This is a genomic window from Vibrio owensii (assembly GCF_002021755.1).
GTDB lineage: Bacteria > Pseudomonadota > Gammaproteobacteria > Enterobacterales > Vibrionaceae > Vibrio > Vibrio owensii.
The window spans coordinates 880602-896556 of sequence record NZ_CP019960.1 but is presented as its reverse complement, the minus strand read 5'-3'; the positions used below and the strand labels follow the sequence as shown (position 1 = coordinate 896556).

14 protein-coding genes are annotated in these 15955 nt (G+C 43.6%); 3 read left to right on the top strand and 11 right to left on the bottom strand.

What is annotated here, in order from left to right; translation table 11 throughout:
• The first annotated feature begins 16 nt into the window (after positions 1 to 16).
• Complete coding sequence (gene gcvH, locus A9237_RS20580) at positions 17 to 397, top strand: glycine cleavage system protein GcvH (RefSeq protein ID WP_005451648.1); 381 nt, start codon at positions 17 to 19, stop codon at positions 395 to 397.
• 129 nt (positions 398 to 526) lie between these two features.
• On the top strand, positions 527 to 3391 hold the full coding sequence (gcvP, locus tag A9237_RS20575) for an aminomethyl-transferring glycine dehydrogenase (RefSeq protein WP_078609445.1): 2865 nt from the start codon (positions 527 to 529) through the stop codon (positions 3389 to 3391).
• An 87-nt stretch (positions 3392 to 3478) separates the two neighbouring features.
• Here the strand turns inward: gcvP and A9237_RS20570 are convergent, their stop codons facing one another.
• The 10 genes from A9237_RS20570 to accD all read right to left on the bottom strand — a co-directional run bounded on the left by A9237_RS20570 (position 3479) and on the right by accD (position 13585).
• Entirely contained in the window at positions 3479 to 5656 is a 2178-nt protein-coding gene (locus A9237_RS20570; RefSeq protein WP_078609443.1) for a DEAD/DEAH box helicase, read from the bottom strand.
• Positions 5641 to 7368 (bottom strand): dsDNA nuclease domain-containing protein, encoded by a 1728-nt coding sequence (locus A9237_RS20565; protein ID WP_078609441.1) that lies wholly within the window; start codon positions 7366 to 7368, stop codon positions 5641 to 5643. The genes A9237_RS20570 and A9237_RS20565 overlap by 16 nt, the downstream gene beginning before the upstream one ends.
• Before the next feature lie 632 nt (positions 7369 to 8000).
• On the bottom strand, positions 8001 to 8480 hold the full coding sequence (locus tag A9237_RS27570) for a hypothetical protein (protein ID WP_237358459.1): 480 nt from the start codon (positions 8478 to 8480) through the stop codon (positions 8001 to 8003).
• Positions 8481 to 8496: 16 nt separating this feature from the next.
• Entirely contained in the window at positions 8497 to 8937 is a 441-nt protein-coding gene (locus A9237_RS20555; RefSeq protein ID WP_078610229.1) for an ankyrin repeat domain-containing protein, read from the bottom strand.
• An 87-nt stretch (positions 8938 to 9024) separates the two neighbouring features.
• The gene (locus A9237_RS20550; protein WP_078609439.1) at positions 9025 to 9726 is read right to left on the bottom strand and encodes an SDR family oxidoreductase; all 702 of its coding nucleotides are present in this window, start codon (positions 9724 to 9726) and stop codon (positions 9025 to 9027) included.
• A gap of 29 nt (positions 9727 to 9755) precedes the next feature.
• Complete coding sequence (locus A9237_RS20545) at positions 9756 to 10049, bottom strand: putative quinol monooxygenase (protein ID WP_029789385.1); 294 nt, start codon at positions 10047 to 10049, stop codon at positions 9756 to 9758.
• Positions 10050 to 10193: 144 nt separating this feature from the next.
• On the bottom strand, positions 10194 to 11417 hold the full coding sequence (locus tag A9237_RS20540) for an MFS transporter (protein WP_078609437.1): 1224 nt from the start codon (positions 11415 to 11417) through the stop codon (positions 10194 to 10196).
• Between the two features lie 216 nt (positions 11418 to 11633).
• Entirely contained in the window at positions 11634 to 12128 is a 495-nt protein-coding gene (locus A9237_RS20535) for a YcxB family protein (protein ID WP_078609435.1), read from the bottom strand.
• A 222-nt stretch (positions 12129 to 12350) separates the two neighbouring features.
• A complete protein-coding gene (locus tag A9237_RS20530) occupies positions 12351 to 12611 on the bottom strand; it encodes a DUF5062 family protein (protein WP_005376453.1) in 261 nt (86 codons plus the stop codon).
• Positions 12612 to 12730: 119 nt separating this feature from the next.
• Positions 12731 to 13585 (bottom strand): acetyl-CoA carboxylase, carboxyltransferase subunit beta, encoded by an 855-nt coding sequence (gene accD / locus A9237_RS20525; RefSeq protein WP_078609433.1) that lies wholly within the window; start codon positions 13583 to 13585, stop codon positions 12731 to 12733.
• Positions 13586 to 13680: 95 nt separating this feature from the next.
• Between accD and A9237_RS20520 the strand changes: the two genes are divergently transcribed.
• Positions 13681 to 14592 carry a LysR family transcriptional regulator gene (locus A9237_RS20520; protein WP_078609431.1) on the top strand — a complete coding sequence of 304 codons (912 nt, stop codon included), beginning with the start codon at positions 13681 to 13683 and terminating at the stop codon, positions 14590 to 14592.
• Positions 14593 to 14675: 83 nt separating this feature from the next.
• Here A9237_RS20520 and A9237_RS20515 read toward each other — a convergent pair whose 3' ends face one another.
• Positions 14676 to 15902 (bottom strand): DUF819 family protein, encoded by a 1227-nt coding sequence (locus A9237_RS20515; protein ID WP_009704516.1) that lies wholly within the window; start codon positions 15900 to 15902, stop codon positions 14676 to 14678.
• Between the last annotated feature and the right edge of the window lie 53 nt (positions 15903 to 15955).

Genomic DNA, 15955 nt, shown 5'->3' with positions numbered 1-15955 from the left:
ATTTGGAGATTAAGCAATGGACAAAACACTGAAGTTTACAGATAGCCACGAGTGGGTACGTGACAACGGTGACGGCACAGTAACTATCGGTATTTCAGAGCACGCTCAAGAGATGCTAGGTGACGTAGTTTTCGTTGACCTACCAGACGTGGAAGATGAAGTCGAAGCGGGCGAAAGCTTTTCTTTGGTTGAGTCAGTAAAAGCAGCTTCAGACATCTACTCACCAATCACCGGCGAAGTAGTTGAAATCAACGAAGAGCTAGAAGACAGCCCAGAGCTAATCAACGAAGAACCATACGAAGGTGGTTGGATTGTGAAAGTGAAGCTTTCAAACCCATCTGAGTTGGATGACTTAAAAGATGCGGAAGAATACCTAAGCTCTATCGAAGAAGAGTAATTAGGATGAGACGAAAGCTGTCCCCTAGCATAACGATTAGTGGACAGCTTTTTTTCTAGGTTCGGACGTATAATTTAATTTATCAGTAACGCAAATCCGTTACCCGAGCCAAGGAGTAGGTAAAGGACAATGACTGAATTACTTCAAAGCCTCAGCACACAAAACGAGTTCGTTGCTCGCCACAATGGACCAAACAAATCTGACCAACAGAAAATGTTGGAAGCAATCAACGCAGTTAGCCTAGATTCGCTTATCGACGAAACCGTACCAGCACAAATTCGCCTAGAGCAGCCAATGAGCTTGGCAGAAGCGAAAAGCGAAGCAGACATGCTGGCAGCGATGCGTGAGTTCGCCGATCAGAACCAAGTTAAACGTACATTCATTGGTCAGGGTTACTACAACACCTTCACGCCAAACGTAATCCTACGTAACGTGATGGAAAACCCGGGCTGGTACACCGCTTACACCCCTTACCAACCAGAGATCTCACAAGGTCGTCTAGAAGCGCTTCTAAACTACCAACAAATGGTGATGGATCTTACTGGTATGGAAATCGCGAACGCATCATTGCTTGATGAAGCAACGGCAGCAGCAGAAGCGATGACACTTTGTAAGCGTGCGGGTAAGAGCAAGAGTAACGTATTCTTCGTTGCTGACGACGTTCACCCACAAACCATCGAAGTGGTAAAAACTCGTGCGAAATTCATCGGCTTTGAAGTACTAGTTGGTTCTCTAGAATCACTACCAGAGCAAGACGTATTCGGCGCGCTAGTTCAATACCCAGGTACAACGGGTGAAGTACGTGACCTAACGGACATCATCGCAAAAGCGCAAGCAAACAAAACGCTAGTAACCGTAGCGACTGACCTATTAGCTTCTGCCCTACTCAAACCTGCGGGTGAAATGGGCGCAGACGTTGCAATCGGCTCGGCACAACGTTTCGGCGTTCCTATGGGTTACGGCGGCCCACACGCAGCCTTCATGGCAACACGTGACAAGCACAAGCGTACAATGCCAGGTCGTGTTATCGGTGTTTCTATCGATACCAACGGCAACCAAGCACTGCGCATGGCAATGCAAACGCGTGAGCAGCACATCCGTCGTGAAAAAGCGACATCAAACATCTGTACCGCTCAAGCTCTACTAGCGAACATGGCGTCTTTCTACGCGGTTTACCACGGCGCAGAAGGTCTACGCACGATTGCTCGTCGTACGCACCACATGACCGCTATCCTAGCTGCTGGCCTAACCAAAGGCGGCTTCGAGCTCGCTCACAACAGCTTCTTCGACACCATCACCATCAATACTGGTGCGCAAACTGAAGACCTATACGCGAAAGCACTAGCCGCAGACATCAACCTACGTAAGTTGGGTACTCAGCTAGGTGTAAGCTTCGACGAAACCACAACAGTGGCAGACGTAGAAGCCCTATTCGCAGTATTCGGTGTGAAAGAAGAAGTGGCAGCACTATCAACTGAAATTGCTGGCAACGAGTTTGCTGCGATTCCAGAAGCACTGCGCCGTACAACAGAATACCTAACGCACCCTGTGTTTAACACGCACCACAGCGAAACACAGATGATGCGTTACCTAAAACAGCTAGAGAACAAAGACTTCTCGCTAACGCATGGCATGATCCCATTGGGCAGCTGTACGATGAAGCTGAACGCAGCAGCAGAGATGATTCCAGTAACATGGCCTGAGTTTGGTTCGATCCACCCGTTCGCACCAGCAGAACAAGCAGCCGGTTACGCAGCGCTAGCAAAAGATCTTAAAGAGAAGCTATGTGAAATCACAGGCTACGACGCATTCTCACTACAACCAAACTCTGGTGCATCTGGTGAGTACGCAGGTCTTATCGCGATTCAACGCTACCACGAAAGCCGTGGCGAAGGTCACCGCAACGTATGTTTGATCCCAAGCTCTGCGCACGGTACTAACCCTGCAACAGCGTCTATGGTGTCAATGAAAGTCGTTGTGGTTAAGTGTGATGAAGAAGGCAACATCGACGTCACTGACCTAGCAGCGAAAATCGAAAAGCATAAAGACAACCTATCAAGCATCATGATCACTTACCCTTCTACGCACGGCGTGTACGAAGAGCAAGTGAAAGAAGTATGTGAAATGGTTCATGCCGCAGGCGGTCAGGTTTACCTAGACGGCGCAAACATGAACGCACAAGTTGGTCTAACAACGCCAGGCTTCATCGGCTCAGACGTTTCTCACCTAAACCTACACAAAACCTTCTGTATCCCACACGGTGGTGGCGGTCCGGGTATGGGTCCTATCGGTGTGAAATCGCACCTAGCGCCTTTCCTACCAGGTCACATTGAAAACGGTGCAGACGGCGAAAACTTCGCAGTATCCGCAGCGGATATGGGTAGCGCGTCTATCCTGCCTATCTCTTGGGCTTACATCGCAATGATGGGCGAAGCTGGCCTAACAGACGCAACAAAAGTAGCGATTCTGAACGCGAACTACGTGATGGAGCAATTACGCCCTCACTACCCTGTTCTTTACCGTGGCTCAAACGGCCGTGTAGCGCACGAATGTATTATCGACATTCGTCCACTAAAAGAAGAAACAGGCATCAGCGAAGAAGACATCGCGAAGCGTCTCATGGACTACGGTTTCCACGCACCAACCATGTCGTTCCCTGTAGCAGGCACGCTAATGGTTGAGCCAACAGAATCGGAAGACCTAGAAGAGCTAGACCGCTTCTGTGATGCGATGATCGCAATCCGTGAAGAGATGACAAAGGTTAAGAACGGTGAATGGCCGCTAGATAACAACCCGCTTGTTAACGCGCCACACACTCAAGTTGACCTAGCGAAAGATGAATGGGATCGCCCTTACTCTCGTGAGCTTGGCTGCTTCCCTTCTAAAGCAACCAAATCTTGGAAATACTGGCCAACAGTAAACCGCGTAGATAACGTATACGGCGACCGTAACCTAATCTGCTCGTGCCCAAGCATCGATAACTACGAAGATTAATTTTTGTAGAATCTAAATAGACAAAGGCGAACCGATTGGTTCGCCTTTTTTAAAGATTGTTTATTATGTTCGATAAAAACAGAATCATTAATATACAGCTTGCTTAATGAACATTAAATCTACTGAACTTAGGGAACGTATTTCCTTATGGTAAATTCGTAAATAACGCACCAATGTATCAATATCAGCTTCACTCAGCCTATCTGTAACTAGCTTCTCCAGCGTTTCAATTGGAATACCCATCTCTTCCAGTGCCGAAAATGAAGACGGTAAATGGCTATTTTCAAATATATGTATTAGCCAACCCAAGTTCGCTTTTGTTGGAAGCTCTAAGGACTTAAACTCATAGTTGAGTAGATCTTCAAGCAACGCGAGGGCTCTAGGGACTGCATGTTTAAATATGTTACGAACAATACCTAACTCTTTATCTGTCGAATCGGAACGCATTTCACCACAGTCACGTGATTTATAAATGTATTCAATTTGTTTTTTAACATAATGGGTATGCTTGTCCGCGTATATATATCGGCCTAATTTGTTATACAAATCATCATTGTCTTCATAGTGAAGTTGTTGTCTAGCGAGTACCCGACTCTCTACTGTTTTGATAAAACGGGTAAGTAACTCTAGTTGGTATTTTTTAGGCTTTGTTACTGTCGCAATTTGTTCCATTTCATATATTGATAGCTCTGTAATAAGTTCATAAGCACGCTCTAGTACATCAACGCTATATGATGAGTGCTTTCTAACAATATCCATAGGAACATCTGAGTTCCTAGCAAAATTGTTTAAAGTTTGACTTCCTTGCTCAGAGAGGTGGTCTGGCTGTATACCAGCAAGTAAATTGATAGGCGAGCCTTCACCTTGCTGATCTAAAGGTAGCCTCACAATCTGAGATTCTTGTTCAGGAATCTTTTCTAAGCAAAAAACATTTCCAATCAAGTACTGCCCCATCCTTCCAGCTCGACCAGATATATTTTTATGAGTGAAACTATCGACTTTGGGCGTGCCATTCCGATTGTCGTAAATCACAATGTTTTCGGCCGACGTGTTCACTCCCTCGATCATCGTAGAGGTACACAACAAAAACTTAATTTGTTTCTTGTTAAACAACTCAACTGTTTTTTGTTGTATTGCTCGTGGAAGAGCCCCGTAATGAACACCAATACCATTGGCCAAAGCACAGGTTCCTCCCCAATCTTCACCATAGTTCCGTTTTAGCCATCTATAGTACTTTCTTAGAGGCTCATCGCAAGAAGCCAAAAAATTACTTTGATTCCTAGTGTTTAATCCAGTTAGAAATCGGATGACCTTTGCAATAGAACTAGAAGACTTACAATATATAATTGTTTGCCCTTTGTAAGACTCGATTATCCTTTCTAGTTCTTTATTTTTATTAACTGTATCATTTGCAGCTATCTCATATTTATATATATTTAATGCGACTGTTTTAAAATCAGATGGAATGAAAGTAAACTCTCTCTTTAGAGAGTTCAGCCCTTGGATAGCATCAATATATGGGCCAGTCATATAGAATTGCTTAGAAACTGTAAGCAACTTGCTTAACGCAATATTCAGAGCAAATGCTCTCGGCCTAGACAGCTCATCCTTTGTGTCAGCAAGCTTGTAAAACTCATCTATAATAAACAAGTCAACATTATTTAGGTCATCTCGCTCATTCACTCGCTCCTGAGTAAAGATATAAATTACTTTTTCTTTTCTCCGTTGTTGAGAACCATGGTGAATGATTTGATATTCGAAACCAAACCTTTGATTGATACGTCTTCTAGTTTCATCTATTAGAGCTATTGTGGGTACAACGATTACTATATTTTTAAATTTTCGCTCTGCGATCAAAGCATCGACTATCGCGCTTTTTCCCATACTGGTTGGGGCACTTAAAACTACGTTTTTACCAGATATAATTAGATTGAAAACTCGAGCTTGTACAGAGTGGAAGATGAAATTGTCATCAAAGTTACTTTTATATACATCAAGTACAAATTCTCTTTCAGGTGAAAGGTCTACAAAGTATTTTTTGATATATGGATATAAGCCAGCTGAACGCAATAAGTTTTGAAATAAGGATTTTTGATTAATGAAAAGCGGTAACTGTTCCAAAGCTCGGATTAATAACTCTTGCCCGCTTGGGACAAGGTCAGGAGACGATAGACACTTATTAACCATTTTAAGGTACGAAAATGCAGTAATCTTACCTTTCTGAAGACTTTCCATGTAAAGTTTTGGATCTAAGCTGTTGTCCATTGAGATGCCACTTGATTCTGTACCTCAGTTATAAGTGAGGATAACGAAGGAATTGGGTAAAGATAGATTTCTATATTTAGGTCTTCGTAGAAATCATCTTTAGATATAAGTTTATCTACCAAAGTTTTAAATTGTTTTTTTGCTTCAATTATGAGTTTTTCCTCAAAGCCATCGTTCAGATCTTTTGAGCTACATTTTATATGATTAGACTCATACCCTATAAAGAACACGAATTTGAACCTATTTAAATTACAGTCTAGAGAACTGTTAGGCTCCAAAATTTCGTCTATATCATGCTCTAAAAGATAGTTATCCTTTTTAGCTATGAGAATTTTTTCTTTTTGTGTAGTGAACGCTTCAGAGCCCAATAGTTCGTCAAACCCTTTCACAATATCGGAAAAAGAACTCTCATTAGGTTTAGCTAAAAGTCGACTAAATCCCATAATTAAACTATCGGGCTTATGACTATTTAAAACAATGTGGACATTATCAAAGCACGTTTCATTTTTGCCATCCACATGAAGGTTCGCTGCGATAGGTTGTGATTTGTAAGTAGTCCTAACCGTAGAGTGTAACAAGGCCTTGGCAACCAAGCCATTGATATAATTAGCTTCGTCCTGATAACGTTGAGTTAAAGTCTGAAATTTCGCCGTTATCTTGTCGGGAGAAATATCTGCGATTTCATTAGGTAAAAGAAGTACTTCATGGAGCCATCCATAAAGGTTTCTAGCTATTAGGCCATATCCATATTTACGGCGGTGATATTCACCTTTCAACCCAGTACACTCTTTACTTCCTTCGAAATTAAAAGCCTTATAGATTTCTTTGTCGGTAAAAAAGGAAGTTAATACTGCGTTGAGCTGCGTTTGATTTGTTGTATAAACTTTCACATGTTCATTGCTAAGATTAGAATAGTGTTCGAGCTCACTTTCAAACCAAGGAAGGAAATGCTCACGATGATAAGACTTATCATCAATAGACTTAAGCACTCTAGAAGCCGCTCCCTTACCATACAAATTGATAAGTAAAGAACATAGTATTCTTTCAGCGTCTCCGTTTTCGCTGAGATAGATACCTTTCCTATGAGCAGATTGCCGAATGAGTTTAGTACATCGCATCTCTATTAGCTCTTTACTTGGTATGACTTCCCAAAAAGCATGATCTAGCCAATACTCAATCCCATTATTATTAGGGGATTTGAACATATCTAAATTCTTAGGCCTGTTCCTCTCTACACACGCACTTAACTTCTTAAGGATCTTAAGTTTAAGATCCGATTTCTCTCCCCTAGTTTGGAGGTCTATTTTCAAGTATTTAAGCGCATCAGTAACATCGCGTGAAGTAACAATCCTAAAGTAACTTGGCAGGGAGCCTCTATCACATAACAATGATTTATGTAAAATCGAGTTCTCTTTACTGATTATTTGATCTTTTTTTTGACGTCCAACCGGGGGAACTCTTTCAGTTGCGGCGTCTGCAAATTCTGAAGGATTCCACTTGAAATCACCATCAGTGGTTTTCACTTGAATATATTCAATCTTGTCAGTGTATATGGCATCTATATCATCCACAGCTTCACAGCGAACAGTTATCAAGCTTTTATCTTCTAACATACTAAGTACATAGTATGCAGCTACAAAGTTCTGGTACTCGAACCCTTTTAGAGCCGCGGGTCCACCACTATCGGAAAGCTCCATTTCGGATGAACTCATACATAGCTCCTACAATCATCTTTAAACAAATACAGAATTTATAGGCAGCACGAGACTTACCTAACCTGATATACACAACCGAGTTGTCTAAACTACTTGGGACATTACCACATCACTTTGCCTTCAACTGCTTACAACCTACTGTTTTAATAGGCTTTATAATGACAACTACATCAATAATGGATGTCTTTGCACTTATTGAGCAAAATTGGGGCACTGAAGTCCAGAAACTCAGGGTCAAAGCGCACATAATACTTACCGCGCTAAATGCCTTCAAAAATGATATTTAATTGATTGCATAGATATTTTTATTCGTCTTCTTAGTGAATGTTTGCTTGAAGTCATTTCAATAACTCCCCAAAAATTTGCTCTGTTATTAGAACCTAACGCGCGGTAAGTAGATTCCTAGTCTCGCCTAGGCTCGCTGGAATGACCCATATTAAGCGCCGAGTGTAGTGGTTCAGTTTGTGCTTCTGAATTTGAACAACCAACCAAACATCAAACTCCAAGATCAAAAAAAGCGAACCGTGTGGTTCGCCTTTTTTGTATGGGATGGGGTCACTGAGCTAGGACTGAGACGCTTATTAGGGTGTTAAACCTAAGCTAATAACGAGAGTTGCTTCCTACCTCCCTTAATCGCCAGTCAGGTTATTGCTCTTTACCACCGCAAGGTAGCTCTCAATCACTGGGTGATCGAACTGTTCCGATTCGTACATCACCCAGCGTTGCGAGACGGTGAGATCAGTAAACGAACCATCCTTAAAATCACCACGCCAGCGTACATCAAATTCAGCGGCATACTTACCTTCACCTAGGTAAGAGACTTCGATACGCTCAATATCGTGGTCGTCAGACAGCAACAAGTCATGTATCCAATGGTGCCATTCCATAAACTCTTGCCGAGAATGGATTTTGTAATCGGGAAAGTCGACTTGGATATTTTCATCAACGAGATTGGCAAATGCTTCTGCTGGCACTCGCACCTTTCCTACGGTTGCACGCTCATACATTGAGAACACGCGATATACAAAGCTCTTGATGTCATTCTTGGTAAACTTGTGCTCGGCATACTGCTGAATCAATTTATCGTAATCCGCGTTTTGATATTGCATTATGGACACCTATTCCCTATTTAAGGCTTTGTAAGTAAGCGACGATTTCTGGTTTGTCTTCAGCGATTGCCTTTTCAAGTGGCGTATTTCCATCTTTCCCTTTAACCGTGATATCACCACCATTGGCAACCAAGATTTTTAGTGCGGGCAGGTTGTTAGCCCATACCGCATCATGAAGTGGTGTATATCCGTTTCTAGGGCCAACAGCGTTAACGTCATAGCCTGCTTCAATCAGCAGTTCGACGATTCTCGTATTGTCTTGGAACATAGCGGCATGCAGCGCGGTGCCGCCGTAAGAATCTCTTTCATCCGGATCGGGATTGGTTTTCAATAATTTAATCACTTGAGCTTCATTGCCGTTGTAAGCAGCAAGGTGAATGGTATCTGCGCAAAATGCTTGAAATGCCGTAGTGATGGCAACGGCTGCCAACGAGAAAATGACAATTAACTTTTTCATATTACCCACTATTTTGGTTTCTTGTTTTATCAGCTTCCATACATCAGAGAAGCCATAACTTTGATTAAAGCTTATACCCATTAACGGCTAAAATTCGATTTCTTCACCATCTCGGAAGAAGCCACCAGTTGGTCCATTTGCTGGCAAGTTTGCAGCCCAAGTTATGCCACTTGCCCCCTGCTCTACAGGTCTACCGCCGCTTCCTCCCATATCTGTTGCGACCCAACCCGGACAGACGGCGTTAACCAGAATGCCACTGCTTTTGAGTTGATTAGCCAACATTAAGGTTAATGAGTTAAGCGCGATCTTCGACATGCTGTATGCTGGAGTGCTGCCAGTCTGGTTCTTCATCGCACCCGCCCCACTGCTGACGTTAACGATTCGAGCTTGTTGGCTGTTTTGTAGCAAAGGTAAGAAGGCTTGTGTCATCCGCCATGCTCCATAAACATTGGTGTCCATCGCTTCTTGAACGGTATTGAGGTCTGCGTTCACGACGTTTTGCCAAGTGTCATAGTGAATGGCGGCATTGTTGATTAACACATCGACAGCAGAAAATCGTTGCTGAACAAACTCAACCAATTGGTCAACGCTCTCTTGGTTAGTAATATCAAGCTGCGCCGCTAATGCGTTGTCCAAACCCAGCTCTTCCACTGTTTGCTGTGCGCTACTCAACTGACGAGCCGTGACAATGACTAAGTCGCCTTGCTCTGCCAATTGACGACTAACTTCTTTACCGAGGCCACGGTTTGCGCCAGTAACAATCGCGACTCGCTGGGTTGTGTTTTTCATGTCGAGTTCCTCGTCAGTTTTTTAGCTGGTTAAGCTTGGGTTTCAGTTGCTTCGAAGGTTTTCATCTCGACCGAATCAAACCATGGTCGAGCGAGCTCAAAATGCTCTGTCATGTGCGCTGTGGCCAAATGTGCCTGTAGTTGTTGCTCTGACTGCCATTCTTCATAAAGAAATAGCGTATTTTCGTCGTCTGCACTGATGTTTTGTTGATAGGTAATGCAGCCATCTTCCGCACGAACTACTTTTGCCAGCTCCGCCATGTGCTCGATAAAAAGCGATTTGAATTGAGGTTTTACTTTGCCTGTCACTGTAACGATGATCATAATTTTCTCTCTTATTTTGTGTAATCTGCGCTTCGATAGGCTCTAGATTACTTAGTGTGAGTCGCAATAGATTGAAGAATCCTGCTTCGTTTTTTGTACTTTATTGCTAGTGACTCTGAGCTCTGTTGGATTTGGCTCAGAGATTCATGCTTTCACTGTTTTATTTATTGAGAATACCGCCAATGCAAACAGTGCGAACAACGCGTAAACCAGAGATACTTGGCTAAGGTCAGTGCTATCAATCACATGAGTAAACAAGGCTGAGATTAGTGCGCCAGCACCGAATGTTGTCGCCGTGTATAAACCGCTTGCCACGCCCGCGTTTTCTTTGAAATCTGCCAGTGCATTTGCCGGACAGCTGCACAGAAGCATGGTGCAACCGATAGCAATAATCACCATAGGACCAATGAGAGAATACCAAGCTTGAATGCCGCTCATAACAAACATGAGTACGCCGCCCGTCACAATCAATCCGAGTGAAAGTGCGATTAAAGATTTAATGCTTAAGCGTGCGTTAATGGCTGGCGATAAGAAGCTACCAAGCATGAAGACTATCGCGATTGCCATAAACATTTGACCAAATGCGAACTGTGATACTTCTAGCTTGCCCATTAGGTACATTGGCGCAACGGTCAGTAGGTAGATAAACAGGCTCTGAGCCACCAGTGCAAAGAATAGGAATGTCTTAAAGCGCGTATTCACAACTACGTTGGCATAACGACGAATAAAGCCAGTGTTCGTTACGTTCGATGCTTCTGCTACCAATGATTGCTGCGCGTTTTTGTCATTTGGTAGAGTCAAGAATATCCAAACAATGCTAACCACACCAAGTACCGACATGATCGTGAACAGCGTAAACCAAGAATTTGTCTCGACAATGTACGCGCCAGCCAGCGGAGCACTAACCGGAACAAACGCGAGAATACCATTCAGGTAGCTGTATGCTTTATTCAAGTGCTCACCTTCAAATCGCATGCGGATCAGAGCAAAGATCGCGGTAAAGCAAGCACTGCCAGCAAAGCTTTGTAGCGCACGAAACGCCAAGAACTGCATTGCTTGGTCGCTATCAATGGTCGAAATCATAAAAGAACTGAAAGCAAACAAAGCGAGACCAATCAGCGCAATGTTCTTTTTGCCTATGGTGTCAGCCATACCGCCCCAGAACAATTGGCCAAGCCCCCAGAACAACATGTAGATGCTGATCGCCATTGAAGGCACGCCTTGGTCAGAGAAGAATTCTCCGATTTGATATACCGCAGGTAAGAAGATGTCTAAGCCAAGTGGCAGTAGAGTGAAAAGAGGTAAACCCGCAAGAAGAGTCAGCCCGACACTGTTTGTCATTGGGACTGTTTTTGTTGCTGTTGTCATAATAACTTTCCTATCTACACCCTGAACTTTTCAAGGTGCTTTTCCAATAAGTTACGCACTCTGCGTCTATGGAATAAATGATATAGATAAGATGAGTTAGAACTAGATGATGAATAGCTAAATTATTATTAGGCAAAAGCTAACAATCTACCTATTCAAAGCCAAGATCAAAAAAGGCGAACCAATTGCCTCGCCTCTTTTGTCAGTAAGGATTTGTTAGCTCGCTTTTGATGCCGCGTGCTGCTCTACCATAAACGCGATGACTTCTTCGTTTAAACAAGATTTGGTGATGTATTGGCGTTGTTTACCAAGATGAAGGATAAAGCCCAAGTCAGTTTGTTCGAGTTGATCGATTTCATTCCAAGCGAGGCTGCGATCAACTTTACCGCTTTTGTAGCGCACGCCATCTGCATTCACATCAAAAACCACTTTACTGCCACGGCTTGAGCTGATGGTTTGACGCCACAACCACCAAGTTCTTTTGAAGTAAACGCTGCACGCTTCAATCACACTCAATACGATAAAGAACCAACCGACATAACCATTGGGTAGCAGTTCAAACTCCAATAAAACCACACCAAAGACTAGAAACAGTATCCCTTTTAGGTACGCCTGTGGGAACTTCGTTGGCTGGCTAGTTTGATCATAACACTCAGCAAAAAAAGGTTTGTCGAGTATGTATTCTGTAGTGAATTCGAAATCTTTAGACATGTATGGTTACTTCAAGGCTTCTGTAAATGAGTAATCTTGGTTGCACTCTCGCAACGCATGCATTGTAGCGCTTCTCTCGATTTATCTTTAGTCCTTTTGATTCTGTTTTGTAAATCAATGATACCGCCACACTTAAAGACCCCGGTGCACTTGCAATACTAAACAAGGCGAACCATTTGGCTCGCCTTGTTAATTAGTGACCTATGTGACTTATGAGGTTTTCTACTTTAGAGGGTCGTTGTCTGGCAATGCACTGTGTATCCAGACTGCCAGTCGGTGTTTGATGCTTGCGCCGTCTAGCTTGCTTTCCGGCAGTGGCGTGATCTGTTTTGCATCAACCAAGAATAGGTAAATCGCTTTTACTCTTAGAGGTTGTGGTGACTGAGGAAGGTCAAAACCTTGTAGCTTCGCCATCTTCCCACCAATCTCTAGTGCCTTCTTAACCAGTTTGTCTTCATTGTGAAGCTTGGAGCTTTTTGACATTGATAAATCCTCTTCTTCGCTTCAATTAAGAATACATGAAGTGTCACGTATGGCGTGTTAGTAAGCTCGCATATTGATAAGTTTATGCGTTACAACTCGGTAAGTGATTAAAAATCAGGCTAAATTGCCGTGTGAGTCAGCTTTGCTACCAGCCTACCTACTCTTTCTCGCATATCCCGCCTTTGTACGATCATGTCTAAAGCGCCATGCTCTAGTAAAAATTCACTTTGTTGAAAGCCATCCGGTAGCTTTTCTCGCACGGTTTGTTCAATCACACGACGCCCAGCAAACCCAATCCTTGCTTCTGGCTCACCGATATTGATGTCCCCCAGCATAGCTAAACTTGCAGAGACGCCGCCGAACGTTTGATCGGTCAATACCGAAATATAAGGTAAGCGTGCGTGGGATAGCCGCGCCAATGCTGCGCTGGTTTTTGCCATCTGCATTAACGCCATTAAAGACTCTTGCATACGAGCACCACCACAAGCTGAAAAACAAACTAGTGCACAATTATCTCTTACTGCTGTATCGACGGCATCAACAAAACGTGCACCTACGACTGACCCCATCGACCCCGCCATAAAAGAAAACTCGAATGCACAGGCGACAATGGGTAAACCGAGTAGCTCACCTTTCATTGCGATCAACGCATCTTTCTCTCCAGTATTCTTTTGAGCGAGGGCAATACGTTCTTTGTAGCGCTTTTTATCCTTAAAATTAAGCAGATCTTTTGGCTCATATTCACTGCCGATTTCTATCCGCTCTCCTTTATCCAAGAAGCTATCCAAACGGTGTCGCGCTGACATCCGCATATGATGTTGGCATTTCGGACAAACTTCTAAATTCTCCTTAAGGGCAAGCCGATACAATACTTGATCGCAAGACGGACACTTGGTCCATACCCCTTCTGGAATTGACGCTGTCCGTGTACTGACGATGTTCTTGCTATCCAATATCTTTTCTAACCAACTCATAGGGAAAACCTTTATCAAGAAATCAAGTTAGCAAACATTGTATAAACCTACTTTGAGTAATAAAGTGCGATTTATAGACTTCATAATCCAACAAAATGGGATTAACTAAAGTGCTCGATAAAATTGATCCGCAATGGCTTAAGAGTTTCCACTGCGTCTATGAGAACAACAGCTTTAAGAGAGCTGCTGAGTTTTTATCCCTACCCACGTCAAATGTCAGTCGGCATATTGCTTTACTGGAAGAGCAACTTGATGTGCGATTGTTTGATAGAACAACCCGAAGAATTTGCGCGACAGACGCTGGTGAACATCTTTATTTACGTACACAGCCGATACTGGACACTCTAAATGATGCGCTTCAAGACATAACGCAGCATTCTAGAACGGTCATGGGCCAACTCAACGTTCTGATGCCAGATTCTCCAGAGCTAGCAAAGGCAGTCGTTTCTTTTTGTGTTCAACACCCTTCAATTTCATTGAACTGTGAAACTAACTTAAGCCCAAAAGAAAGTTTGTTAGACGGGTTTGACGTGATCTTAGGCTTTCATCGCGGGAAGTTGGAAGACAGTAATTGGATTGCCAAAGAGATTAAGCGCTGGCCGAGTGTTGTCGTCGCCTCACCTAACCTGTTGAAAGCGTGCCAGAAACCTTACCAAATCACGGATTTGAGGCACGTTCCGTGCGTGAGTAGCTTTACTGCCTTGAAAGGAACACCCTGGGTTTTCAAAAGCCCAGAGGGAGAGCTGATAACTCAAAGAGTGAAGTCTTCATTTAAGGTAAACAGCGGACAACTTGCCAAGTCCGGTGCATTGGCTGGGTTGGGCTTTGCGATTCTGCCTGCTGAGTTTTGCCGAGAGGAATTAAATTCAGGCTGTTTGGAAGTGATTGACTTGGAATGCACACCAGAAGATTTGGTGTTGTATGCGTTTTATGCGTCGAGGAAGCATTTAGCGAAAAAGATACCAGTATTTATCGAACACCTACAGCGCCAAGCAAATGAAGCTTAAAAGGCGAATACAAAAAGTCCGGCATAGTTGCTTCTATGCCGGACTTTTCTTTAAGTATCGTTAGATTGAATCGCGAGGTTAAATTATTGACCCGCAGCCAACTGCATTAGTAGACCACTGATGTAGGCGCCGTATGTACCTAATGCATAACCAAGAACGGCCATTAGAATACCAACTGGTGCTAGTGCTGGATGAAATGCTGCCGCAACAACAGGCGCAGATGCTGCACCACCAACGTTCGCTTGGCTACCTACCGCCATAAAGAACAGTGGCGCACGAATCAGCTTCGCAACAGCAATCATTAATACAGCATGGATGGTTAACCAAACGATGCCGATAAAGAAGTAACCTGGGTTATCGAAGATTGCCGTGACGTCCATCTGCATACCAATTGTTGCAACAAGGATGTAGATGAAGGTTGAACCTACTTTCGATGCCCCACCGTGCTCAAGACTGCGTGTCGATTTAAAGCAAGAAGCAACAAGCGCAAATGTTGTTACCAATACGATTAGCCAGAAGAACCCCGAAGTCAGGCTGTATTTCGCCAGTTCTGGAGCGTTAGTCGAAATCCACGGTGCAATCATATCGGCAAAGTAATGTGCAAGACCGGTTAGACCAAACGCAATTGAAGCGATCTTAACAAGGTCGGTTGTTGTGGTTGGACGATCGTTTTCTTCTTGGTACTTAGAAACGGTTTCTTTTAGCTCTTCGATGGACGATGTGTCCGCTTTAAGCCATGCGTCTACCTTCTTCTGACGTCCAACCATAATCAATAGGATTGCCATCCAAACGTTGGCACAAATAACGTCAACCGTAATCATTGCCGAGAACAGCTCGTCGTTCACCTCGAAGACTTCTTTCATCGCGGCTTGGTTTGCACCGCCACCGATCCAAGAACCAGCAACCGTGGTTAGGCCGCGCCATACATCACCAGAAACGAGATCCGGAGAAACTTGGTCGATAATCAGAATCGCCAGAGGACCACCGATGATAATCCCTGCCGTACCGGTCAAGAACATGATGACCGCTTTCGGGCCAAGACCAATGATTTTGCGCAGATCAGCAGAAATGATCAAAAGCACCAACGCTGCTGGCAGTAGGTAGCGGCTTGCTACGAAGTACAGTTTAGAGTTCGATGCATCAATGATACCGAAACTGTTTAGCAATGAAGGAACGAAGTAACAGAGTAAAAGACCCGGAATGATCGAATAGAATCTTTTTAGTGCGCTGTTTTGGCTGCTTTCCGTGATAAAGATAGCGCCGAGTATGACAGCGAGCATGCCCATGATTACCGCATCATTAGAAATCATTATAGTTCTTCCTTTAAGTTGAGCGTAAAAGTCTATTTTTTGAGGGGACGAAC

What these genes read in the sequence shown, in the direction of transcription:
- A9237_RS20530 (WP_005376453.1), bottom strand. Translation starts at nt 12,611, where the DNA reads ATGTCAAAAAGCTCCAAGCTTCACAATGAAGACAAACTGGTTAAGAAG.
- A9237_RS20515 (WP_009704516.1), bottom strand. Translation starts at nt 15,902, where the DNA reads ATGATTTCTAATGATGCGGTAATCATGGGCATGCTCGCTGTCATACTC.
- gcvH (WP_005451648.1), top strand. Translation starts at nt 17, where the DNA reads ATGGACAAAACACTGAAGTTTACAGATAGCCACGAGTGGGTACGTGAC.
- accD (WP_078609433.1), bottom strand. Translation starts at nt 13,585, where the DNA reads ATGAGTTGGTTAGAAAAGATATTGGATAGCAAGAACATCGTCAGTACA.
- gcvP (WP_078609445.1), top strand. Translation starts at nt 527, where the DNA reads ATGACTGAATTACTTCAAAGCCTCAGCACACAAAACGAGTTCGTTGCT.
- A9237_RS27570 (WP_237358459.1), bottom strand. Translation starts at nt 8,480, where the DNA reads ATGCAATATCAAAACGCGGATTACGATAAATTGATTCAGCAGTATGCC.
- A9237_RS20565 (WP_078609441.1), bottom strand. Translation starts at nt 7,368, where the DNA reads ATGAGTTCATCCGAAATGGAGCTTTCCGATAGTGGTGGACCCGCGGCT.
- A9237_RS20550 (WP_078609439.1), bottom strand. Translation starts at nt 9,726, where the DNA reads ATGAAAAACACAACCCAGCGAGTCGCGATTGTTACTGGCGCAAACCGT.
- A9237_RS20540 (WP_078609437.1), bottom strand. Translation starts at nt 11,417, where the DNA reads ATGACAACAGCAACAAAAACAGTCCCAATGACAAACAGTGTCGGGCTG.
- A9237_RS20555 (WP_078610229.1), bottom strand. Translation starts at nt 8,937, where the DNA reads ATGAAAAAGTTAATTGTCATTTTCTCGTTGGCAGCCGTTGCCATCACT.
- A9237_RS20545 (WP_029789385.1), bottom strand. Translation starts at nt 10,049, where the DNA reads ATGATCATCGTTACAGTGACAGGCAAAGTAAAACCTCAATTCAAATCG.
- A9237_RS20520 (WP_078609431.1), top strand. Translation starts at nt 13,681, where the DNA reads ATGGGATTAACTAAAGTGCTCGATAAAATTGATCCGCAATGGCTTAAG.
- A9237_RS20570 (WP_078609443.1), bottom strand. Translation starts at nt 5,656, where the DNA reads ATGGACAACAGCTTAGATCCAAAACTTTACATGGAAAGTCTTCAGAAA.
- A9237_RS20535 (WP_078609435.1), bottom strand. Translation starts at nt 12,128, where the DNA reads ATGTCTAAAGATTTCGAATTCACTACAGAATACATACTCGACAAACCT.